General features: G+C 45.5%; 18 protein-coding genes. 16 read left to right on the plus strand and 2 right to left on the minus strand.

Annotated elements, in window-relative coordinates; genetic code table 11:
• Positions 1-106: 106 nt before the first annotated feature.
• Positions 107-670, plus strand: a complete 564-nt coding sequence (locus ASH01S_RS14780; RefSeq protein WP_245629100.1) for a RelB antitoxin-like protein — start codon at positions 107-109, stop codon at positions 668-670.
• A 756-nt stretch (positions 671-1426) separates the two neighbouring features.
• Here the strand turns inward: ASH01S_RS14780 and ASH01S_RS14785 are convergent.
• Both ASH01S_RS14785 and ASH01S_RS14790 read right to left on the minus strand, forming a co-directional pair.
• Entirely contained in the window at positions 1427-1675 is a 249-nt protein-coding gene (locus ASH01S_RS14785; RefSeq protein WP_067929221.1) for a hypothetical protein, read from the minus strand.
• A gap of 540 nt (positions 1676-2215) precedes the next feature.
• Positions 2216-3220, minus strand: a complete 1005-nt coding sequence (locus ASH01S_RS14790; RefSeq protein WP_067929222.1) for a hypothetical protein — start codon at positions 3218-3220, stop codon at positions 2216-2218.
• A 517-nt stretch (positions 3221-3737) separates the two neighbouring features.
• Here ASH01S_RS14790 and ASH01S_RS14795 point away from each other — a divergent pair.
• From ASH01S_RS14795 to ASH01S_RS14865, 15 genes are all read left to right on the plus strand, one after another.
• Entirely contained in the window at positions 3738-4181 is a 444-nt protein-coding gene (locus ASH01S_RS14795) for a helix-turn-helix domain-containing protein (RefSeq protein WP_067929223.1), read from the plus strand.
• Between the two features lie 65 nt (positions 4182-4246).
• Positions 4247-5236, plus strand: a complete 990-nt coding sequence (locus ASH01S_RS14800; protein ID WP_067929224.1) for a hypothetical protein — start codon at positions 4247-4249, stop codon at positions 5234-5236.
• Positions 5237-5503: 267 nt separating this feature from the next.
• The gene (locus ASH01S_RS14805) at positions 5504-5791 is read left to right on the plus strand and encodes a TIGR04540 family protein (protein ID WP_067929225.1); all 288 of its coding nucleotides are present in this window, start codon (positions 5504-5506) and stop codon (positions 5789-5791) included.
• Positions 5791-6396, plus strand: a complete 606-nt coding sequence (locus ASH01S_RS14810; RefSeq protein WP_067929226.1) for a DUF1819 family protein — start codon at positions 5791-5793, stop codon at positions 6394-6396. The genes ASH01S_RS14805 and ASH01S_RS14810 overlap by 1 nt, the downstream gene beginning before the upstream one ends.
• The gene (locus tag ASH01S_RS14815; RefSeq protein ID WP_306302870.1) at positions 6393-6968 is read left to right on the plus strand and encodes a DUF1788 domain-containing protein; all 576 of its coding nucleotides are present in this window, start codon (positions 6393-6395) and stop codon (positions 6966-6968) included. Before ASH01S_RS14810 ends, ASH01S_RS14815 begins: the two co-directional genes overlap by 4 nt.
• 18 nt (positions 6969-6986) lie before the next feature.
• On the plus strand, positions 6987-10523 hold the full coding sequence (gene brxC, locus ASH01S_RS14820; protein ID WP_067929227.1) for a BREX system P-loop protein BrxC: 3537 nt from the start codon (positions 6987-6989) through the stop codon (positions 10521-10523).
• A gap of 58 nt (positions 10524-10581) precedes the next feature.
• Entirely contained in the window at positions 10582-14115 is a 3534-nt protein-coding gene (gene pglX, locus ASH01S_RS14825) for a BREX-1 system adenine-specific DNA-methyltransferase PglX (RefSeq protein WP_067929228.1), read from the plus strand.
• A gap of 69 nt (positions 14116-14184) precedes the next feature.
• Entirely contained in the window at positions 14185-16752 is a 2568-nt protein-coding gene (gene pglZ / locus ASH01S_RS14830) for a BREX-1 system phosphatase PglZ type A (RefSeq protein WP_306302871.1), read from the plus strand.
• 12 nt (positions 16753-16764) lie between these two features.
• Positions 16765-18816 (plus strand): protease Lon-related BREX system protein BrxL, encoded by a 2052-nt coding sequence (gene brxL / locus ASH01S_RS14835; protein ID WP_067929230.1) that lies wholly within the window; start codon positions 16765-16767, stop codon positions 18814-18816.
• A 275-nt stretch (positions 18817-19091) separates the two neighbouring features.
• Positions 19092-20099 (plus strand): protein kinase domain-containing protein, encoded by a 1008-nt coding sequence (locus tag ASH01S_RS14840; RefSeq protein WP_067929236.1) that lies wholly within the window; start codon positions 19092-19094, stop codon positions 20097-20099.
• An 81-nt stretch (positions 20100-20180) separates the two neighbouring features.
• On the plus strand, positions 20181-21320 hold the full coding sequence (locus ASH01S_RS14845) for a DUF3800 domain-containing protein (RefSeq protein WP_169794251.1): 1140 nt from the start codon (positions 20181-20183) through the stop codon (positions 21318-21320).
• Positions 21321-21333: 13 nt separating this feature from the next.
• On the plus strand, positions 21334-22221 hold the full coding sequence (locus ASH01S_RS14850) for a hypothetical protein (protein ID WP_067929232.1): 888 nt from the start codon (positions 21334-21336) through the stop codon (positions 22219-22221).
• A gap of 16 nt (positions 22222-22237) precedes the next feature.
• Positions 22238-22987 (plus strand): hypothetical protein, encoded by a 750-nt coding sequence (locus tag ASH01S_RS14855; protein ID WP_067929233.1) that lies wholly within the window; start codon positions 22238-22240, stop codon positions 22985-22987.
• A 203-nt stretch (positions 22988-23190) separates the two neighbouring features.
• Positions 23191-23940: a DUF6904 family protein gene (locus tag ASH01S_RS14860; protein ID WP_067929234.1), complete on the plus strand. Its 750-nt coding sequence runs from the start codon at positions 23191-23193 to the stop codon at positions 23938-23940.
• 171 nt (positions 23941-24111) lie between these two features.
• Positions 24112-24352: hypothetical protein (locus ASH01S_RS14865; RefSeq protein ID WP_217996339.1), on the plus strand; the 241-nt coding region annotated here is incomplete at its 3' end.

Raw genomic sequence — 24352 nt, forward strand, 5'->3', positions numbered from 1 at the left:
TGTTTGCCGACCAACACGAGGCATTTTATCGGTTTGCGGTGACGTTGCAGTACCCTGGCGAAAAAGGGCAGGGCGATACAGTTGATTGGGGGGAGAAGTAATGCTCATGGAAGATTTGGTAAGCGCCGCGCAGGTTCAGGTGCATTTTGATGAGTTCATCGAGTCGGTGGTTCGTGGCAAACCACAGGCTGTGAAACGGGATGGGGATGTCATTGTTGCCGTATCGGTCGAGCAGATGCGTGAGTTACTCACCGCCTATCCCCTCAATTACGAATATGAAGTCGATGAAGATGGGCGTTATGCTGGTTCTATTTGCGAAATTCAATTCATCGTCGCAGATGGAGCGACCGTTGAAGAACTTCGCTTCAATCTGGCAAATCAACTGATCGAATATGCCGAAGACTACATGATAGACCATTCACGCTACCTCAACAGCCCAAATACTCGATCCCACTTCCCGTATGTACTCCGCGTTTTGCTCGAAGACGACATCGAGGCTGTTGCCTCCACGTTACGTAGCGTTGCTGAGGATAGCGGGGAAACAGGGAGTAGTGGGAATCGTTCACTTGGATGTGTGGTGGATTACATCGAGAAGCACAAGACACGGCACTTCGGAAAAGTTGTCAAGGATAACAACGCTATCTTGAAAGCGCAGAAGGACAAAAACTGAAGCGGTTCAAGATAGGCAAATGGTTTTGTGAATGTATACATTTAAGTCGCAACTTTAGTAACCATTTCTGCTTGTTGATTCTGAAATTGACTTGTTAGTTTGTCCCTCAAAGCCTATCTCCTTAGCTCGTTGCCTCTGAATAACTTGCCCTTTCTCAGTCGAATTATCAATCGCGCAATCTCATATTGTAATCGGCTCGCTCTCCAGTATCGTCTGAATTCAGGGTTTTGAATCCGCTTTTGAATGTATTTCTCAAGGTCATCCAAAGCCATCTGCCTCCTTGCGACGCGGATTTGTTTGCATTTTCTTTTAGCTTTGCTTAAGTGTAGCACAATTGAAGGCAGTCTAAAAACAAGAGACCCCACGAAAGGTCTCCTGTCAGTTCCTCAATATTCCCGTCGCCTTCCCCTATCAACTATCCCCTTTTGTACAATGCTGGATAGCCAGCATCCATGATGAGTTGCCCTGTTGCGGCGCTGTTTGATGTGTAGACAGTGCGCCCGTTAGCTGTGAAGTGATCAGGAACATTTCCGCTGTTGAAATAGTCCCAGACCCTTTGTACATCGCTTCCAAAGTTTTGCTTCATGTATAGGTCATATTGACTCTATGTTTTGCATATGATGCTCTATATACGTCAATAAAAAGTCGTGCGACCCTCTGCCGTTAAGTGAGGACTGAAAAACGTGAGAAGGGTGGCGATGAAAGTAGTCACCCTTGTTTTGTAAGGAGGACGGGGTGTGCGTTCGTAGAGTGCTCTTAATCTTCTTGAGCAGGTTTCGTTGCCGCTATTTCGGCTTGCGCGGCAATTCCGTTAATCGTCATGTAAATCCCTGCAATGTCGGTGGCGTAGTTAACCCGCGTTCCTTGTTCGTAAGCATCAATATAGCTTTGTGCTTCACGAACGATCTGCGGAAGGCTTGTCCTAATCACTTTTTTGATCGTGTCATAATAAGGATCGCCTTCTGTTCTAAACTTCCGTAAATACTTCTTGTGGATCGGAAACATCTTTATGTAGTGTAGTCCATGAATGCGATTCGATTTTGTATTCGGTCTGGGAGGCAACGAAAAAAACTGACTTCTTGGAGCATGATTCGGTATATTAGAGCGAAAAGATATCGCGAAATCCTGTCTGTGTCCATTGAACCTCAAATGAAGCACGAGCAGATATGGTCGTCGTCCAGTATTGTTTAGCAACTCTTTGTCAAAGGAACATAGGATGAAAAAATCATCCGATATAGATACAAATTTCAAATAGCGCACCCATTCCCCAATAAAAAATCCCTCATCGTTTGAGGGAAACAAATCAGTGAGTCATATTCTCGGTTTAACCTCTCCGTGACTCGCGGGGAGGAGCCTTACGTGTATGATATTATCATACGGATAAAATAGAGTCAATACGACTCATTGATGTTCACAAAGAAACACGAATCCTCTTTCAATTCTATTCTATGTGGCTGTGAGACACTTATTCTTTCCCACTACGTTCACTAATAGAGGAAGGAAGACCGCCGTTAGAATGAATGGTCTCCTGCCTTTTCCCCTTTCCTACTTCGATGCAGGATACCCGACATCGAGAATGACTTGCCCTGTTGCGCTGGCATAAGAAGAATAGCAGGTTCGTCCATTTGCAGTGAACTTGTCTGGAATGTTGTTGTTATTATAGTAATCCCAGACCGTTTTCCAATCGTTTCCGAAATAGAACTTAAACAACTGTTCTGCGATAACGGGGATGCGGTAAGCATCGGGAACCCCAGGCTCCCAATTAGGATCATATTTATCTGGTCCCCACATGGTAAAGCTAATTTGAACTTCTGCTCCGTGTCCAGCCACGCCACTGTCGCCAATGGTGATGGCATACTTTTGTCCAGGAATCGAATACCAGTGCCCGTTGTCGCCAAAGCCAAGTTCATCCTGGAACAACTTAAACTCTCCAGCTTCGTAATGTGCAGACAATTCAGGACTCCATGATTCTGTCAGCACAGGAGCCGTCCAACCGTCTGGATACGTCTGCCCTGTTTGTCCTGTTGTTGAGCCAGTCACAGCCCACGTTGTTCCATCCCAACTTGTGTTAAACCCTAAGTACCCAAATGTTTTTTCAAGATAGAACACGGGCACAAATGTCGTCGCCGTTGTCGTCCCTGCATCATTGTAGGTAATCTTCGGTGCGTAAGTTACGATTTTACCGTTGATCTCAATTGCCATGACGGAAGAGGATAGGGGCAAGGCTTTCGGGGGTGAAGGGTAGTTCACCTTGATGCTACTTGGAACCGACAAACTCATCGTGTGTCCGTCCCAATTGGCGGTGATGCCCAAGTCTTTTAGTGCCCCATCAATGTAGTAAATCGGCAAAAATGCAGTCTTTGACGCATTTGCACCTGCAAATGGATCAGGTGCAGTAATGTGTTTCGGTGTTGAGATTTGCTTGCCATTCACCGAGATTTTTGTGGGAAGATAGCCGTAGGAACTTGAATCAGCCGTACCCACTGTCGCCGTCCCTATCCCCAGTACCGTGGATAGCGCCAACATTGCCTTTGTCATTTTCGGTCTCATTGTTTAATCACCCTTACTCCGTGCTTCCATACATGAAAATCTACTATCGTAAATAATTGTTTCGACAATTTTTGCCCATTTCCTCTATTTACTATGAGCCAAATGGGGCGGACTTGCGGATTACCGTCGAATAATATCGAACTATGGAGGGCGGGGATAGTGACAGGGAATAGAGGAAGCTCAGGTTGCGGTTATTGACTTCTTTGGTGTTCAACAAATGTAAACATTTATGGTTCAACTTATGGAAACCATTGTGACTAACCTTACGAAACTGATTATCAATATTGAAACAGAACTAATCGTTTAACCATCATTTTCCTTTCCGTCCCCAACTCCGCTTCCTGTCAAATCCAAATCACACTCCCTATCTTTGTCCTGGCATTGTAACCTCGTATTTTCTCTAATCATCAGCGCTTATCTCACTTCTGCCGCTGAATTTTCTACGCATTTTTGCTTATAACATAGGGATTCAAAAAACCAGGATTCCCGTGGGGAAAACATCTTGGAGGGATTCGAGTTGGCAAGAGACAAGGGCAAGCGCGAAATCCACGATTCTGTGGGGGCGCGCATCAAATTCTTGAGGGAGCAGAAACATCTTTCGCTCAAGGACTTGGAGAATAAAACGGGGATCAGCGCCAGTTATCTCAACAGACTCGAAAAGGGAGAGCGCAAGAGTCCAGGCTGTCCCATCATGTTCAAGCTGGCAGACGCACTTGACGTGTCGGTTTTTGAGTTGCTCCACTTACCCGTCGAAGCAGACAAGCCCAAGACCCTATTCGATCTGCTGATCTTGCACAATTATACGGTGAAAGGAGTACCAGCGACGAGGCGGGTCAAGGACGCTATCATCGTACTTGTTCAAACTGTCGTCAACGCAGATTTGACGGGGAAAAATCAACTCCACGACAGCATGTTGATAATTGAACGAGCCAAGGAGCTTCGTAACGCACTCGGTATATGACCATGACAAAGGCGGGAGAGGACCTATGGGGTTCTCTCTCTTTGCTTTGGAAAGGTGGGAATCAAATGTCATTCTACGGAGCGGAGAAGGAGTTCATCTTTCATCTGTGGCTCAAAACCAGGAAGGATAGGTTGGAGCAGGCGTTAGGGATACGGTTAGGCGGAATCTTATTCGAACGGAAAGAGGAAGGGCAGAAACCCATTGACATGTACGCGCTGGATGGGGTGTTGGGCAGACCCGTTTTGGTTGAGAGCCAGTTGGGGCGTTCAGATCCACCACATTTCGCCGTTGTAAGGGAACTCATCCATAGTCTTGGTGAGGGGACGATCGTCTACCAAGCATTGAGTTTCCAGGACAAGCACATCAGGGAGTTTAGGAACTTGGTCGAAACATCGGGTAAGCCGATACGTTTGTATCTCGTCATAATCAACCAAGATGTACTGAATCCACTGACAGAATTGGATAGGTTGAACAAACTTGACGTGTACCACAATCTGTGGCGTATGGACAAGGTCTCGAATGTACTCCAGGTCGTAAAGACGGTGGAGCATCCATCGTTTCGTGCACTTCAACCCCAACAGATTCCCAATGAGTCGAATGATCTTTCATCTCGAATTAACGTGAACAAATTCCTGATCGAGGAACTTCGCGGAAACATCCCAGAATTCTTACCATTCCACCGAGAAAAGACCCTTTACCCTCAAAACCCTGTTATCTATTTCGGTGCTGGAGCCAGTGGACTCACCTATCACTGTTCGGTTAGGGACAGTCGCGGTTTCGCATTCGTGGACTTACGATTCTCCGAAGATCGGAATTACCTGTTTCACTTGTTTGCCATGAAACCAAATCTCCTGAAGGCGTTAATCGATAAACGGGTATACGTCGGGCACGACAGAATTGGAGTCCAATTCAGAACGTCGCCTGATGTACGAGCGAACGTCCGACAGGTTGTGAAGATATTCCGAGTCATGATCGAACATATTTCCAGACCGTTGTATGACATTCTCGACTTTGAGTATGAGGTGATGGCGATGCGGAAAAGGAGGACGGCGTGATGAGCAGGGGAACAGGGTGAGTGATAAAGGCGTTGGGAAACCAACGCCAGCCAGTACATAGAAGGTGAAGCCGCTGATGTCTGGGTCTATCGCATTTACAGTAACCTCATTGATATCCCCGAGAAGTTATCCGTACTCACGTGATCCCCCAACCCCTCCAAGGCACTTCCTGTCTCCTGCCAACATCCGATGCTTGTTAGATTTGCAGAATAAGAATAGAATAAGATAGATGTAATCAATGAACCGCTTTTTGAGGTGGGGATGGGCATGACCGTAAAGTTATTCTATAAGACCCAAAGAGAACTTGCCCTCGCCCTCAACGCGATTGTGGATGCGTATTGGCAAGATCAAATTGACGAAGAAACTCTTCTTAAGAACGTCCATGATATTTATACAAATAATCCAGATAAAGTGTGGAAGAATGGGGACTTTACGACCGTTCTGAGGCAACAATGTGGAAAGAGAAGGCTTGGAGTCGTAGAACGAATCTTACATATGAACGGACTGCTACAGGATGGCTCACCATCACCCGTGTCCAATGGAGGAACCCAGTAATGCCTGAACGGTCAGAATACAGTTGCACTTTGACGGGAGCATCATTCTTGTTCTTTGAATTGAAGAAGGTTGTGCTCTTGAAGGAGCAGGGCCTACAGGATTCAGAGATACGGGAGAAAGTCCGAGCAGAGAACCTGTTTGGGTACAAGGTCAAATCAAGCATCAAACGTAGTCTTCCTTCTGTTTTGCGCAGAATGAATGCACTGGATGACACCTTGCGTAAAATGGTTTTGGAAAAGCCCTTGGAGACAGGAAAAATCATTAATCTGTATGCCATCATGAAGACAGACCGTTTGTTCTTTGAGTTCATGAACGAGATGATTCGGGACAAGTTTGAGCGTAACGACTATTACCTTGAACGTAAAGACGTGAATGTATTTATCACCTCAAAATCGGAGCAGGATGAAACGGTGGCGGCTTGGACAGAGAAGACCGTTGACAGACTGAAACAAGCCTACTTCAAGGTTCTGTTTGATGCGGGAATACTCAGGGACAGGAAAACGGGAGAATTGAGTAGAATTTTGATGGATCAAGAGTTAAAACGACATTTGGTGAGTATCGGGGATGTTGCTTACGTGAGAGCCATGGGGGAATGGGTGGCGTGAACAGTATCTCGAGTTTACATAAAAGGCTGGACAAGATTATCCCCAAGATTCGAGATGACAAATTCCTGGAAGGTAGGGGTCTCGGCAACGAAATCAGCTTCTATGTGTTCGACTATCCACCAGAGTTTGAACTCGTTGTTCGGGATTACATAGAACATATCAAGAAGGAGTTCAGCCATGAAGGTTCGAACCGCCGAATCATCGAGATTGATCTATATAAAACGATGATTGAGATTGCCAAAGAGAAACGGATCTTTGAACGTATCTTTCAAATCGAGGAGAAGCAGGGGAAGGAAGCCTTGTTCAAGGCAATGGTCAACTTCGCCAAACCCGACGTGTTTCTGCAAAAAATCAAGGAGAAGATCGTTGATGAGAATGTTGTTCTGATTACGGGAGTCGGAAAGGTTTATCCATTTGTGCGCTCCCATAACATACTCAACAACCTCCAAGAAGTGCTGGACAAAACCCCTGTCATCATGTTCTTCCCTGGGACATACGATGGGCTATCGCTGAAGCTATTCAACCGTCTAAACGACGACAACTATTACCGAGCTTTTCGGTTGGTAGACTAACGGGTAGGGGGAACCAACGTGAAAATTAAGGACATGTTTCAAAAGGATATCGAGCGAAACATCAAGGGTGTCATCAAGGTCGCTCAGACGGACGACGACAATACATATCAGGAACTCGATGAGTATGTCGTGACGAGGGAACTTCTCAGGCATTTCTCGAAGTTCTATGAAAACTATCAGAAGGGAATCGACGGAACCACGGATAAGATGGGGGTCTGGATCTCAGGCTTCTTTGGGTCTGGTAAGTCCCACTTTCTGAAAATCCTCTCGTACCTACTGGAAAATAAGGAGGTCAAGGGAAAGAGGGCAATTGACTTTTTCAAGGAAAAGATTCAAGATCCGCTGATCTTGGCGAACATGGAACGAACAGCGAATGTGCCGACTGAGGTCATTCTGTTCAATATTGATTCAAAGAGTCCCTTGGACAACAAGTCCAAAGAAGATGCCATTCTTCGGGTCTTCCTGAAGGTGTTTTACGAACACCAGGGCTTTTACGGAGATATCCCAGGCGTCGCGGAGATGGAAAAGTATCTCACCAAAGAAGGCGTGTATGAGGATTTTAAGCGGGAGTTCAAAGCGCTGTCTGGTGAGGAATGGGTAGAACGGCGGCACACCTTTTGGTTCGATGAGGATTTTGTCATCGGTGCATTAACGAAAGTTACGGAGATGTCCGAAGCGTCAGCAAGAAACTGGTTTGAGAATGGTGTCAATCGTTTTGAGATTAGCATCGAGAAATTCGCGAAGGAAGTCAAGGAGTACGTCGAACAGAAGGGCAACAATTTTCACCTCATCTTCCTGGTCGATGAGATTGGTCAGTACATAGGGGACAGTCGCCAGCTGATGCTCGATCTCCAGACGTTGGCAGAAGACCTGGGTACACAGTGCAAGGGCAAAGTCTGGATCATGGTCACTGCCCAGGAAAGCATCGACAGCATTATCAAGGTAAAGGGCGATGACTTCTCCCGAATCCAGGGGAGGTTCGATACTCGCCTGTCATTGTCATCGGTTTCGGTGGATGAGGTAATCAAGAAGCGTATTCTGCAGAAAAAAGACCATGCGACTGACATGCTCAAACTGCTTTACCACGAAAAGAGTGCCATCTTGAAGAACTTGATCAGCTTCAAGGATGCTACGGCTGATTTCAGAGGCTATACAGACGAGAAGGAGTTTGCGGATGTCTATCCCTTCCTCCCTTATCAGTTTAAGCTCCTACAGAACGTGTTCGAACAAGTACGTAAGCATGGGAGTTCAGGAAAGCACTTGGCTGAAGGGGAACGGTCGATGCTATCTGCATTCCAGGAATCAGCGCTTAGATTTAAGGATGCAGAGGACGGTGTACTTATCCCCTTTTATGCGTTTTACGACACAATAAAAGAGTTTTTGATGCCTTCCATTGTGAGAGTGATTGAGGGGGCGTATGAAAACCCGTCGTTAAAGGACGATGAGTTCAACGCGAATGTGCTGAAGACTCTCTTCCTGATCAAATACATCAAGGAGCTTCCTGCCAATATAGACAATATTGCCACCTTGATGGTGACAAGCATTGATGAAGACAAGTTGGCTCTTAAGGAAAAGATTGCGGTCTCGTTACGCAAGCTTGTTCGAGAAACCCTTATTCAGCAAAACGGCGAGATATTCATGTTCCTGACAGATGATGAGCAAGATGTAAATCGTGAAATCAAGGCGACAAAGGTCGAAGAAGATTTGGTGAAAAAGGAACTCGCCGATCTCATCTTTGATGATCTCTATGAAGGAAACAAGTATCGATACTCGTCACAATATACCTTTTCTTACAATCAAAAAATGGACGAGAAGAATCGCGGAAGCCAAACTTCGGCTATCGGAATCAATATCCTATCACCCTTGTCTGAGCACTATGGGAAATCAGATCAAGAATTGATGCTCATGTCTTCTGGTAGTCACGAGATGATTTTGAAGCTCGGCGGTAACGGGGCTTATACGGATGAAATGGAAGAAGTCCTCAAGATCAAAGAGTATCTGAGGAAGAAGAACCCTGCGCAACTTCCAGAAAACATTCAAAACATCTTGAACACGAAACAAGGTGAAGCAAGAGAGCGTCAACGTAGAGTTCGTGAGATGCTTGAAGAAGCTATTAAGGACGGCACAGTCTTCATCAATGGCGACAAGCTGGATATAAAGGGTGCGACCGTTAAGGATAAGCTCAACACTGCGTTTCAAAAGTTGGTTGAGAATGTCTATACGAAGCTCGGATTCGTGAAAAAATTCCTGGAGTCCGAGAAAGACCTGAGTTTGCTCTTGAAAAGTAACTCTACGCAAATTACTCTGGATGGATCGGAGTCGAACGACAATGCATTGGCGATAAAAGAGGTGTTCGATTTCATCAGTCTACAGGATGACATCAAGAAACAAGTGCGGGTAAAGATTCTGTTGGATCGTTTCAGCGACAAACCATATGGGTGGAAGCCGCTCGATATCGCAGGACTCATTGCCGAACTATTGAAAGAACAACGCATACGGCTCCGTTACAATGCTGAGTATTTGGAACCCGAAGACCCAACCACCCTTACCGCCTTAACCAAGGCGAGTGAAGTGGATAAGGTCATTGTGCTGAAAAGGGTTAAGGTTGACGAGGCACTGTTGAAGACCGCGAGAAATATCTGCAAAGAAGTGTTTAATAAGACGGATGTAGCCGATGACGAAGACGGATTACTGAAGGACATTCGTCAGCTAATCGACGACCAGATTAGGGAAATCCACGAGCTAAAAAGTAATTATGAAGGGCGTAAATACCCAGGGAAAAGTCTCTTAGATAAGGGGCTCGAGTATTTTGGCGAATTCACAAAGGGACTGGACAGTGTTTCGTTCTTCACAAAGCTCCGCGATTTGGAAGATGACCTTTTGAACTGGCAAGAGGATGTCTCATACGTAAAGAGCTTCTTCCAATATCAGAAGGATCATTTTGATAATGGTTTGCGAGCGTTCGAAAGGTACTCGGAGAACAGGGTATATCTGATGGGTATGCCGATTGAGGATGACGCCAAGAAACTACAAGCCATTCTGAACGATCCCGTGCCGTACAATAGGATCAAGGACATTCCTGAGTTGGTAAATAAAATCGACGAACAGATCCAAGCTGTACTGGAAGAAAAGAAGCTGGCGGCAAAGGGAACAATTCAACAGGATTACGATTACTTGACCCATCGTGCCAATCAGGACGGGGTATCCGAGGGGACAAAAAACCGCATTCAATCCTATTATGACGACTTGTTCAAGAGCATTGACGGGTATGTGGACATATTCAAGGTAGATGCATCCATCACTCAAAGTGCCAACTTTAGAACGGAACAAGACAAGGTAATCGAGCATGAGATTGAGAGTGCGAAGGGACCAGGAGGACCAGATGGTCCAGAGGAGCCAATACCTACTCCCCAGAAGGAACGGGTTAAAGTAAGCAACCTCCTGGTTATGAAGACGCTTCGGACGGAAGAGGACGTAGACAAATTGCTCAGTTCAGTTTCCGCCAAGCTGAAACAGATCATCAGGAGCAACAAACAGGTTGAATTAGTCGAATAGACGGTTGAACGAGTAATGGGTCTGGTTCTATCAACAAAATGGACAGGTGGATGCGGTTATGAATAAAACAGCTTTAAAGAACTTTGCAACCAGCGCAAGGAATGAACTTATCAAGAAAGTTGAAGCCAGGGCGTTGAAAATTGGCATTACGGAGGAGGGTATCAAGAAAGCACAGCTTGAAAGCTCTGATGCCATTTACATAGACGGCAAACAGCTATCCCTGACCGAAAAGAAGCAACGGGACAAGCTTATTCAGCGGATTCGTGAAATTGGGTTTAAGAATGTCATTGAGGAGGTTGCCTACACCTGGTTCAACCGCTTCATTGCTTTACGGTTCATGGAGGTCAACAATTACCTCCCCACAAAGGTACGGGTATTGTCTTCTTCGGAACCAGGAAATCCTGAACCAGACATCATCAAAGAGGCATTGTCCGTTGACCTGGATATCGACAAAGAACTCGTGTACGACTTGAAGCTCAACAATAAGACGGAAGAGCTTTTCAAATACATGGTTATCAAGCAGTGCAATAGCTTGAACAAGTACCTTCCGTTCCTGTTTGAGACTATTGAGGACTACAAGGAGATTCTTTTCCCAGAGGGATTGCTCGCAAAAGAGTCTTTTCTGCGCGCAATGACCGACGTGACGACGATTCCTGAATCGGATTGGGAACAGGTCGAGATTATCGGATGGCTCTATCAATACTACATCGCCGAAAAGAAGGATCAGGTTTTTGCCGATCTCAAGAAGAACATCAAAATCAGCAAGGAAAACATCCCTGCGGCAACGCAACTATTCACCCCTCATTGGATTGTCAGATACATGGTGGAAAACTCATTGGGTCGATTGTGGTTAGACAGCTATCCAGACAGTCCACTGAAATCAGAGTGGAAGTATTTCTTGGACGAGGCAGAACAAGAACAACAAGTGAAGGAAGAACTGGAAAAAATACGCCGAAAGAACATTGACCCAGAGAGTATTACGTTCCTTGACCCATGTTGTGGAAGTGGACATATCCTCGTTTATGCGTTTGATGTCTTTTATTCCATGTACCTTGAAAAAGGGTACATCCCACATGAGATTCCAAAACTGATTCTGGAGAAGAATCTCTTTGGGCTTGATATAGATGACCGTGCGGCTCAATTAGCGTCGTTTGCTGTCATGATGAAGGCAAGAGAGAAGTCCCGTAGAGTATTTGGGCAAAGGATCAAGCTCAACATCTGTGCAATCCAGGAAAGCAACTGGATGACGGATGAGATTATTGACGTACTGGTTGACAAAACGGCTTCACAATTGGTGCAGAATGCCCAGCGGGAGACTTTGTGCCATCTTAGAGATGCATTTTTGGATGCGAAGAACTATGGTTCAATTCTCAAAGTCCAGCCTTTAGATCTGGATTTTTTGGAACAACGGTTGGATTACTTTGCAAATAATTCGGAGTATCAGGGTGATCTTCTCGATAGGATATCTACGTCTGAAGCATTAGAGAAGATACCTGGGCTAATCATGCAGGCAAGACTAATGAGCCGTAAGTATGACGTGGTATGTACAAACCCTCCATACATGGGAAGTAACGGTATGAATCCCGCTCTTTCCGATTATCTGAAACAAAACTATCCCGATACAAAATCGGATATGAGTACAGTGTTTATGGAAAGAGGATTTGACCTATGTAAGCCGACAGGAATGATGTCTATGATCAACATTCCTGTGTGGATGTTTCTATCAAGTTATGAGAAGTTACGCAAGAACATTGTAGAAACGAAGACCATCATCAACATGCTTCACCTTGGGAGAGGAGTATTTGGGTCGGATTTTGGAACTACAGCATTCGTGATATTGAACAAAAACATCGAACACTATACAGCTGTCTATAGGAAATTGTACCAGAAGCACGGCGCAGTTGACAGTGTAGAACGTAAAGAAGAGCGGTTCTTTGAAGGTGTAGGATATTACAGCACAAAACAGGACGACTTCTCTAAGATTCCTGGGAGTCCAATTTCCTATTGGACAAATTCAAATGTAAGATCAATCTTCAACGAACAACTCTCTCTCAATCAAGTAGGTGTCGCAAAACAGGGATTAGCTACAGGTAGCAATGAAAAGTTTCTCAGGCTCTGGTTCGAAGTAGACTTCAATAAGATTGGATTTAACTGTGCCAGTGCCGATAAAGCAAGGGAAAGTAAGTTGAAATGGTTTCCCTGTAATAAGGGAGGCGAATTCAGAAAATGGTATGGTAACAACAATCATATAATTAATTGGGAGAACGATGGATTTGAAATTAAAAACTTCAAAGATGAAAGCGGAAAGCTAAGGTCAAGACCACAGAACCAAGAGTACTACTTTAGAGAAGGACTAACGTGGTCTACACTAACTTCAGCCGCGTTATCCGTCAGATATACCCCAACTGGGTTTATATTTGAGACGAAGGGTTCTATGTATTTCGCCAATAATAATGGGAACTTATTTTATATTTTGGGATACTTAAACAGCAAATTAGTGGACTACCTCATTAAGATAATATCGCCGACGATTGACTATCATGAGGGTCCGTTAAGTAGTTTGCCAATCGTTTTTGACGAGGTTGGGGTTATAAGCGAAATTGTAAGAGATAATGTATCAATATCTAAAGAAGATTGGGATCTATTCGAAACTTCGTGGGATTTTAAATCACATCCCTTAATTAAGTTTAGACAAGGGGCAAACACCATTGCTAAAGCTTTAGATAATTGGTCTATGTACTCTGAAGCCCAATTTCAAGCTTTGCTTAAAAACGAGTTGGAGCTTAACAAACGATTTTTGAGGATATATCGTTTAGAGGGGGAAATTGATCCTTCGGTTGGTGAGGATGAAATAACGGTACGGAAGGCAGATAGAGAAAGGGACATCAAGTCCTTCATTTCCTATGCTGTAGGGTGCATGTTTGGGCGTTATTCCTTGGATGAAGAGGGTCTTGTCTACGCAGGAGGCAACTTTGATCCTGAAAGATATAAAACGTTTGCGGTTGATCGCGACAACATCCTTCCCATTCTTTCGGACGCGTATTTTGAGGACGACATCGTATCCAGATTCGTTGAGTTTGTCAAAGTGATCTTTGGTGAAGAAACCCTGGCGGAGAACTTGGAGTTCATCGCCGACACATTGGGGAAGAAGGATGATGAGACTCCGAGGGAAGCGATTCGGAGATATTTTCTGAATGACTTCTTCAAGGATCACGTTCAGACATACAAAAAGAAGCCGATTTATTGGCTATTCACGTCTGGCAAGCAGAAGGCATTTAACTGCTTGATCTATATGCATAGGTATGATAAGACCACGCTGTCAAGGATTAGAACGGACTATGTGCATGAGCTTCAGATTCGCCTTGATGCGGAGAAGAAGTCCCTACTCAGTATTATCGAGGGCGATGGAACGGCAAGGGAGATCGGTGCCGCCAAAAAGAAACTCAGGGCATTGGATTTGAAGATAGCGGAACTGAAGGAGTACGAGGAACTTCTGCATCATATGGCGGACATGCAGATTGAAATCGACCTGGATGATGGTGTGGATGTGAACTACGCTAAGTTTGAAGGCTTGCTTGCAAAACGAAATTAGTATTTGGGTAGAATGGGGATATACCAATCGTCTTGGTGTATCCCTAAACGCCTGTAGTCCGAGAAAAGGGTGTTCCACTTGAATTTAGATGAAATCGTAAGCACGCTGAACGCAACCTTCCAGCAACCCTTGCAGGATGGGGAAAAACGCAAGATTGTCTTTTGGTTGGACAGGGACAAGGAGTTCGTTGATGATATCAACGAGCTTTCTTTGGTCAACGCCAAAATTCACATATTGACTGAAACGAACAGTTTCTATACCAAATATATGCTTGAAGAAGAGGATACCTCATCTAACTATCTCATCTACTCAAATCTGGACATGAACCATGAGGACAACTGGCTCATGGATACGTTCCTGTATTCTCAGACGTTTCGTGCAGACAGAATCTCACTGCTGATGGATGAGTTCAACATCGATCCCAGTCTGCGGAGCGTGGTCAAAAAGTACGAGAAGTTCTTTGACCGTAAAGAGCGAACGCGACGGTTGAAGGCATTCGAATTGTCATTCCCTTCTCAGGAAGCTCTTGAACTGGGGATAATGAGTGCGATCTGTGCCTTAAAGTCGCCTGACTTCGAGGATGTTTTAAAAGTCGTTCTCATGGATAGCTTGGATGACAACGATAACAAGTACCTGCGAGACTTCGAGAAGTTCTTCGACCTCACCGTGTTTTGGAGATATGTGTCTGACCGATATGGATATGAACAAAGTAACCCATCGCTAAAGACACTGTTCATTCACTTGACAGTAACGGCTCTCAGTCATGCCATCGACGAGAGCCATCTTTCGCAGGTCAAGCACTACATAGCGACACGGAACAGGTCGAATGCGATGGTGTTCATTGACCACTGGATGCATCACAAGACGGATTATCCCGTGTATGACGACCTTGCCGACGTGGTGGAACGTGAAATCAAACTTGCTGACATTGTGAGTCAGTTGGACGTTGAGGATTTCAAGACGGCGGATACCTTCCCGTACTTCGACAAAGCGATTATTGCGTTCATCGCCAACAGTTTGGATGCGAGTCTGGAGGACTATACGGAGTACATCAAGTTAATCAATTTGAGACGTACTAAGCACTTTTACGAGCGATATCAGTACACCTATGAAGCCCTGTTTTACACGGTCAAGATGTTCGAGTTCTACAAACAGCATAGTTCTGGGATCCCACAGGTTCAGGCGCACGAGATGTTCCGAGCCTACGTAGACAAGTATTATCTGATGGACACGTACTACAGAAAGTTTTATGTCGCTTACGATAATGAGCCAGATAGCGAAGTCCTAAAGAAGCTACGGACGATGGTAGAAAACCTGTATACCAACTGGTTCATGGGCGAACTCAGTGCGCATTGGTCATCGGCTGTTGACAACGAGATGAAAACAAATTGGACGCTCCCAGGCGTACAAAGTCAGAAGGACTTTTATCGCAACTTCGTCGGACCCAAAATTCTTCAGGGTGATCGGGTATTTGTCGTGATTTCTGATGCCCTACGGTATGAAGTTGCTGTGGAGTTGGCGGAGAAGCTCAACACTGAGACAATAGGGGTTTGCGACATCCAGTCTTTGTTAGGGGTTGTCCCGTCAGTCACAAAGCTGGGGATGGCTTCATTGCTCCCGCACAAAAACCTTGAGATTGATTTGAATGGCAGAGTGCTCGTTGATGGGAAATTGTCCAGCGGTCTGGAGAATCGGAACGAAATCCTACAGAGCGCAGTCCCAGATAGCATTGCGGTTCATTTTCGTGACCTGTTATCCATGAACAAGGCGGGGCGGCGGGAGTTTTTCAAAGGCAAGAAACTCATCTACATCTATCACGACAGTATTGATGCAACGGGAGACAAAGCCTCGACGGAGATTAACACGTTCAAAGCGGCCGAGGACACGATTGAAGAAATCTACGGCATCATCAAGATTATTCGGGATGATCTCAGTGCCACAAACATCTTCGTCACTGCTGACCATGGATTCGTGTATCAGCGAGATCCATTGGAAGAGAGCGATAAAATCGAAAAGGAAGGCATAGACGCGATTGAGACTAAGCGGAGATATTCGCTGGCGAAAGAATCGGGCGAGAGAAATGGTCTGCTGAATATCAATATGGATTCATTCATTGTGAATGAGCATCACATCACGGCGTATGTTCCCAAAGCCACGATTCGTTTTAAGATTCAAGGGTCTGGGGTCAATTTCGTCCATGGCGGAGCCAGCTTGCAGGAAATCGTCGTGCCCTTGATTCAGTTCAAGAATATCCGAAGCGAACAGAAGCATAGTCGTGAAATCGTGAAGGTCGATATCAAGCTCACGAACACCACCAGGAAGATCACAAACAGCTTGTTTAACTTGACCTTCTTCCAAACTGAGAAGGTAGAGGACAAGCGGGTTCCACGGACTGTGAAAATCTATATGGCGGATGATGACGGTGCGGTCATCAGCAACGAGGCGACGTTGATATGTGATAGAACCACCGACAAGCCAGAAGAGCGGACGTTTAAGATACAGTTTGCGTTGAAGCAGATGCAGTATGACAAAAACAGGAACTATTATCTCATCATCAAGGATACCGAAACGAATGTCGTGGTTGAAAGGATTCCATTTACGATTAATCTCGGTATCATCAGTGACTTCGACTTTTAAGGGGCGGGCACAATGGCACGGAGTGAAGAACGCTCTTTGGATTTAGATCAAAAACTCAACACCGTGTTTCCTGGGCGGGTCGTGCGGAAAGATCTGACCAACATGATTAAACAGGGTGCGAATGTGCCTGTCTATGTGTTGGAATATCTGCTTGGGATGTACGCGGCGACCGACGATGAAGACAGCATTCGCGAAGGGGTAGAACGGGTCAAGAAGATCCTGGCAGAGAACTTCGTAAGACCCGATGAAGCCGAGAAAATCAAGTCAAGAATTCGTGAGCGTGGGCAGTATAGCATCATCGATAAGGTAACTGTGACTCTCAATCCAAAGATTGACACCTATGAAGCTGAGTTCTCGAACCTGGGACTTAAAGGGGTTCCCATTTCCCCTAACTACGTCAAAGAGTACGACAAACTGTTGGCGGGCGGCATCTGGTGCATGTTGAAGATGGACTATTTCTTTGACGAAGAAGCCCGCAACATGAACCCGTTTAGCATCAGTAGTTTACAACCCATTCAGATGCCCAATATGGATTTGAACGAGATTTTTGAAGGGCGGCGGAGTTTCACCAAAGAGGAATGGATCGATGTGTTGATTCGCTCGACAGGAATGGAGCCGACCCATTTGGAGGAACGGGTAAAGTGGCATCTTCTCCTTCGGCTTGTACCACTGGTCGAGAACAACTACAACCTATGCGAACTGGGACCAAGAGGCACGGGGAAATCCCACGTCTATAAGGAACTGTCCCCAAACTCCATTCTCGTGTCTGGCGGACAGACAACTGTCGCGAACCTATTCTACAACATGTCAACCAAAAAGATAGGACTGGTTGGGCTATGGGATGTCGTCGCGTTTGATGAAGTGGCAGGCATTCAGTTCAAGGATAAAGATGGCATTCAAATTATGAAGGACTATATGGCATCTGGGTCGTTTGCACGGGGCAGAGAGGAGAAAGCGGCGTCTGCATCCATGGTGTTTATCGGGAATATTAATCAGAGTCTGGATTCCCTTATCAAGACCTCGCACCTCTTTGCACCGTTCCCTGATGCTATGGCGAACGATACTGCTTTCTTTGATCGGATGCACTATTACCTTCCTGGCTGGGAGATCCCCAAGATGCGCCCCGAATTTCTGACAACCCAGTATGGGTTCATTGTGGACTACATGGCGGAGTATTTTCGGGAGATGCGAAAACGCTCCTTTGCTGACGCGATTGACCGCTACTTTAAGCTTGGCAACAACTTGAACCAGCGCGACGTAATCGCGGTTCGCAAGACTGTATCTGGATTGATTAAGCTCTTGTACCCAAATGACGAATACACCAAAGAGAATGTGGAGGAGATCCTGAGATATGCGTTGGAAGGACGGAGACGTGTCAAGGAACAGCTTAAAAAAATTGGAGGAATGGAGTTTTACGATGTCCATTTCTCCTATATCGACAGGGAGACGCTGAACGAAGAATATGTGTCTGTGCCCGAACAAGGTGGCGGGAAGCTGATCCCAGAGGGAATGGGTAAGCCAGGTCATGTTTATACGGTTGGACATGGAGATTCTGGCATGATTGGTGTTTATAAACTGGAGAATCAGGTTGTATCGGGAACAGGGAAGTTTGAAAAGTCTGGTGTGGCTTCTCATCGTGGAGCGAGGGAGAGTCTCGATACAGCTTTCCGATACTTCACCGCGAACGCGAAGAGTATCAGCGGAACGATTAGCACCAAGACCAAGGATTATCTAATGCATATAAGTGATTTGCAGGGGATTGGACTCACCAGTGAGTTGGCAATTGCCGAGTTAGTGGGCTTGTGCTCTGCGGCTTTGGAACGATCCGTGCAGGAGAGCCTGGTAGTCCTCGGAAACATGACAGTCGGCGGAACCATAGCCAAGATTGAAGAGTTTGCTAATGTGTTACAAGTATGCGTTGACGCAGGGGCGAAGAAGGTACTAATTCCTGCGGTGTCGGTCGTGGATCTGCAAACTGTTCCATCGGATCTACTGATCAAGATACAGCCCATCTTCTATTCTGACCCAACGGATGCGGTGTTCAAGGCGTTGGGCGTAAGTTGAAGAAACAGAGGGAAGGGGAACTCCGCTCTTTTTACGGGCGCGTTCAAACATGATTTACAGTGAAACAAGGGCTAAGTAAGGGTGATTTGATGGTAGCAAAGACCGACGGGTATTTAATCTACCTCCGTAATAAACTCGACGGATGCCGCGAGAAATACCCATACTTCGACCACAATGTTCAATTGAATTTGGAGTTTTACGATGATGTTCAAAACGAGTATTTACAACAGTTCTTTTCGATCTTTCATTACCAGCTGAATGAGTTATTCAAATATATGAACACACGGCTTCGAAGCGGGCATTATACCGCACATGAGAGCAGAGAACTTTTATACGTGTTAGATGAAATAAGGACGGTTCAAGCGAACTTTAGAGGGACAGATCACGAGTTTAAGATAGTTCCTTATTACGATGACATCATTCGACAGTGTGAAGCGTTCCTTCAACATAGTGGTGGCAGTCCTATCCCCAGAGGGTTTCAACGGATCGACGTTATAGAAACACAACCTATTTTCCAGCTAACAGCCTCCATCGGTGTAGAACGCTGTAACCGAAAGAGTTTGTTTCCAACCACGATGATTGGTAGTGGTTCGTATGCAAGTGTCCACAAATACAAGGATGAATACTACAATCGCTGGTTCGCCATTAAAAGAGCCAACAAGGATTTGACCGAGGAGGAGTACCAACGTTTCAAGGCGGAATTTGACACGATGCAAAAGCTCAATTCACCCTACGTCGTTGAAGTATACAACTTTGATGAAACGAACCGCCAGTACGTGATGGAGTATGTAGACAAGACGTTGGAGAAGTACATTACCGAAAACAACAACAAACTCGACGTGAGTGCAAGAGTAAACCTTGTTCGACAGATATTGAGAGCGTTCAACTACATTCACAGTAAGGGCGTACTACATCGGGATATCAGTACAAGGAACATTTTGGTTAAACTCTATGATGGGTTGAAGGTCGTAAAAGTTTCGGATTTTGGGTTGGTCAAACTGCCTGGTAGTACACTCACAAAATCAGATACGGAAATAAAAGGGTCCCTTAACGATCCTAAACTATCAGTAATAGGATTCAAACACTATGATATTAGGCATGAGACATATGCCCTGGTACGATTGATCTATTTCGTCATGACGGGCAGGGTGACGATAGGAAAGTACAAGAGCAAGGAATTTCAATCATTTGTTGAAAAGGGACTATCCGATAACCTCGATGACCGTTATCAAGACGTGCAGGAGCTACATGCGGCTTTCAATGAAATGGTCAAGACTCTTTAGGGTCAGTCCGTCATAGTGGAACTTATGTGCTGTTGCATTGAGGGCATTCTGTTGGGATCAGAGGTTCAGAGGTCGACTATGGTGAGGCTTAACATCTTCATCGACGAGAGTGGGAATACAGGGGATGTCCGTGTTGGTAGGAATGAGGACTTTCACTTTGACGGACAACCCTATTTTGTTTTGGCTGGAGTAGGTATTTATGATGATGACCGAAGTGAAATTGAATCCTTCGTCCAGGATTTAAAGCGGAGATATCGCATCCAAAGCCCTGAACTGAAATCCTCAAAGCTGTACGACACCAAGCCAAATCTCGTTATCGAACTCATTGATTATTTATGGCTCAACCAATATCCCATTTTCGTCGAGATCAATGACAAAAAGTATTTCCTTTGCATGCAGATCACCAACCTGATTTGTCGTATCCTCTTGGAAACGCCGCCGACTGACCTGACTCTTAACGTCATTCAGCGAGCAGCAGATTATTTGTACGACTTTCTGCCAACTCGCGTATTTGTTTTGTTTTCGAAGGCATGCAGGGAGCGAGACCAACAGACATTCGACGTCTTCATATCCAGTCTAAGAACTGTTTTGCTACTTCGCACCGATGAATTTGGTCAGGCTCTCTGTCGAACTCTGGACGAGACTCTCGACGAGTACACCACGGTTTATCATCAAGGTGGGGGCAAGTCTCCAGTCGAATCCTTGCTTCCCGAACCCGATCTGGGTACAAAAGGTCAAACATTGTCAGCTTTGCCCAACATTCCAGCACTTGCGAACATCATGGCGAGAGTTCAGCAATACCAGAGACATGCTGGTATTTCAGAAACCACATTTATTCATGATGAGCACGCACACTTCTTTCAGATTCTTTATGAGAATATGAGGGCGTTGGAGGAAAATGACTTCTCGGCGTTCGGTCGCCACAATAGACTCAACGGTTTGGTTCATTTTCATCTGGATAAGCTCTGTCTGATCGAAGGGAAGTCAAAAGATGAGATAGGGATTCAGATTGCGGATGTAATCGCGGGTACAATGTATCGTCTCTGGTCTGAGTTCATCAAGAATAATTTCCGTTTCCCATCTAAGTATCTGTCTTCTGGAATTCGAGATCTGTTAACGAATTACGCGGTGAACCGTCAACCGTTTGGAGTCAATTTCGTCGTTCCTCAAAGGCATTTTGATGCGTGCATGAGAGTTCTTTATCACAAAGGGAAACGGTGAGGAGGACAACTCGTTGTTCACCGAAAAGGACGCAGTATTCTTACGGGATTACATTGCGTTTGGGTATCTTAATCATTTCGTAACTGCTCTGGCGCTGGTGGAAGGGGCAAGGAACGCTCGCCAACTGGGGGTTATGTCACATGAACAACTGGAGTTCATGACACACGATGATGCCGTTCGCCAGGAGCAATCGTTAAGAACAGGGGGCAGAGTTCAGGGGATTATGGTGAGCCGTCTATTCGCCGAATATGTTTCGACGATTGAGGATTTCGGCGCGTTCCTTCATGCAATACGCCGTCGTCGTCAAGGTAACAAGGGTGTGTTCGTGAAGTATCTGGATTCTGAGGTGAATGCGGTTGCGGACTTTTTCGATTATGTAATAAAGAATCCAACGCTCGATTTGGGACAGATGTTGGACTTACCGACAATAGACAAGCTCAAAGGCAAGATGCCAGTCGATAAGCTCAAGGACACCGAGAATCATTATCGCGACTTTGCCAAAGTTGTGGTTGATTTAGCGAAGAGCTACCGTGAAAAGTCGGTTACAAGTAGTGCAGACATATCTACCAAAACCCTGCCCCCAGATTGGACAGACAGTATCTATACGGTGTTGGAACTTTCTGCCTCGGATGTTCCTTTGAATAACCAGTCAGCAGGGAATGATACAAAGCCACTCATGGTGGAAGCCTTCAATAATATTAAACACCGATTTATGGTTATTGAGATGTTGGATGACTTCTTGAAAGCTGAACCGAAACACACAACCCTTCGCGTCGCATACCAGTCCAGAAGACCAGAGTGGGCGTTCGGGTTATTGCAGACGATAGGTGCAATTGTTATGTGTCAGGCTGAAATCGCGGCGACCGTCCTTGAAATCCATAATGCTGGGGTCAAATTGTAACTGGGAGATGAGGCTTGTGAATTATTACTTCACGGAAATTAGTACACATTTGGATAAAGGGTTTGGTGTAACTGCTGAAGCATTTAAACAGGCGGCAGATGCGTTGGCTACTTCCGAATTTCAGCACTCAGTCATACCCCAGTCTCGTGTACCAATTCACTATCTCTATCGTCACGCCATCGAACTGTATCTTAAGTCGATGATCATCATATTTCATGCGAAACTGGGTGTCCCTAAAAGAGGGAAACAAAATGATTACGTGAACATTTACCTTCCTCGAAGTGTGCGGCAACGAGGGCAAAAGAATGCATATGCATCGATAAATAAGACACATAGCATACGTATTCTCTTTTCCTACTGGAAGAACATTATGATCTCGTACAGAAGTCGATTGAATGAACTGGCTCCCGAAGGAGACTGGAGAATCAATCCTGAAATGTTCGCCGATGTTCGACTTATCTCTTCATACGATGACGCAGGTGACTATTTTAGATATCCAGTGTCCAATTTCCCTTCGGATGTGGAATCTGAAAAATACAGTATGAAACGGATCGTAATGGAGGACCTTATTGCCAGGTTAAAAGCTGATCCCAATAAACAAAAGCAAAAGGTGTTCCTTGTGCTGAATGAGAATGATGAGGTCGTAGATGCTTTTCATCACGATGTGCAATACCTAAATGATGTGGAGCAGAGTCTCCGCGAATTGTCTGAATCGTTATCTGCGTATCATGTGATGACTCGTTGTACGTTGTGTGGTGGCTACTAAAACCAGAGCCCGAGACTTAACCAAGAACTTGATCATCCCAAGAGAGGCGAACTCAGCGACGGAAAGTCATTCGCATCTCAATAGGATGTGCTGCCTTGTACCCACTGCATCAGATTTCCATTGTTCGTACTTTAAACCCGTGCCCCCATCTTTTCAGCTATACTTAACCTTGACCCTATAAACATGGGCGCAGGTGAAAACACATGCTAACCCTTCGCAACACGCCCAATCTGGCTGGGATCGAAATATCTGGCGACTATCTGGACCTGGATACTCTTTACTTAGCCCTACACACTATCGTTGGGGATGAAGGGGAGTACGGGGACTATGAAGGCGCTCGACTCCGAGTCCTTGGGATCTGTTACGAATTACGCCATGCCATCCAGGGTGATCGTGAAGTGGAGTTCGTACCAAATGGTATGGATGCGGACAGGATGAAGTTTTTGGAACTCATCACCCCTGAGAAAAACGTGTACTACAAGTGCCAGGTCTATTACCCCGAAGCCCTTTTCGTCACAGTCGCTTTGAATGACTTTATCCGCCTTTACGCGAAAAAGCACGCCAAGACCGCTCCCTTTCCCCTATTGGACAAGCGTATTCAATGGGATGCCTCGATTGCGACTGTACGACTGTTTCAGTCCTTAGTGGTCAATTGTGTGAAGGAAGTTGTGACAGAGGCTTCATTCAAGCGAATGATGAACCTCATGCACAAGGGTTATCCTTGGGTGGATGGGTATGCGAGTCAGTACGTCGATTTATTGAACATCCGCTATTTGAACATCGGAGGCAGGGAAGAACGGGCAAAGACGTTGTCTACAATCGTCAAGCGGATGGTCGAGCAAGGCAAGGAGTATCGTCAAATTGAAGAAGAAGTCAGAGCAATGGCGAGAGAGCATGGTTGCTCGGTCGAAGATATCAGTCTGGTCGAGGATTATCCCGACGTAGAATGGTGAGAAAGTAAGGAAGGGATTGAAAGGGGACAAGGATTTATAGGGCTTCGATTCCAGGACGTGAGATAAACCGCCGTACTCATCTGTGGTTGCCGACATCTTATCTCACGAGAGAAGGGACGGCTGAACTTGTACCATGTCCTTACAGACCAAGAGGTTGAGAAGTTCGTCTCAATGAAGTCGATAGTAAGCGCGATTGAACGCACCTTTGAGGAACAGGTAAATAGAACGCTGGTTTCACCTCCGCGATTTCGTCTGGAAACTGGGCAGGGTGACTTGGTTTTTACCGCAGGCGACGCAACAGCTTTTGAAAAGGTGATCGGATTTCGTGTGTATGATACCTATGCGAATGATTTGGACGGTCATCAGCAACTGGTATGCGTGTTTGATTCCGATACGGGAGTTTTCAGCCAAA

The sequence above is a fragment of the Alicyclobacillus shizuokensis NBRC 103103 genome, assembly GCF_001552255.1.
Taxonomy (GTDB): domain Bacteria; phylum Bacillota; class Bacilli; order Alicyclobacillales; family Alicyclobacillaceae; genus Alicyclobacillus_G; species Alicyclobacillus_G shizuokensis.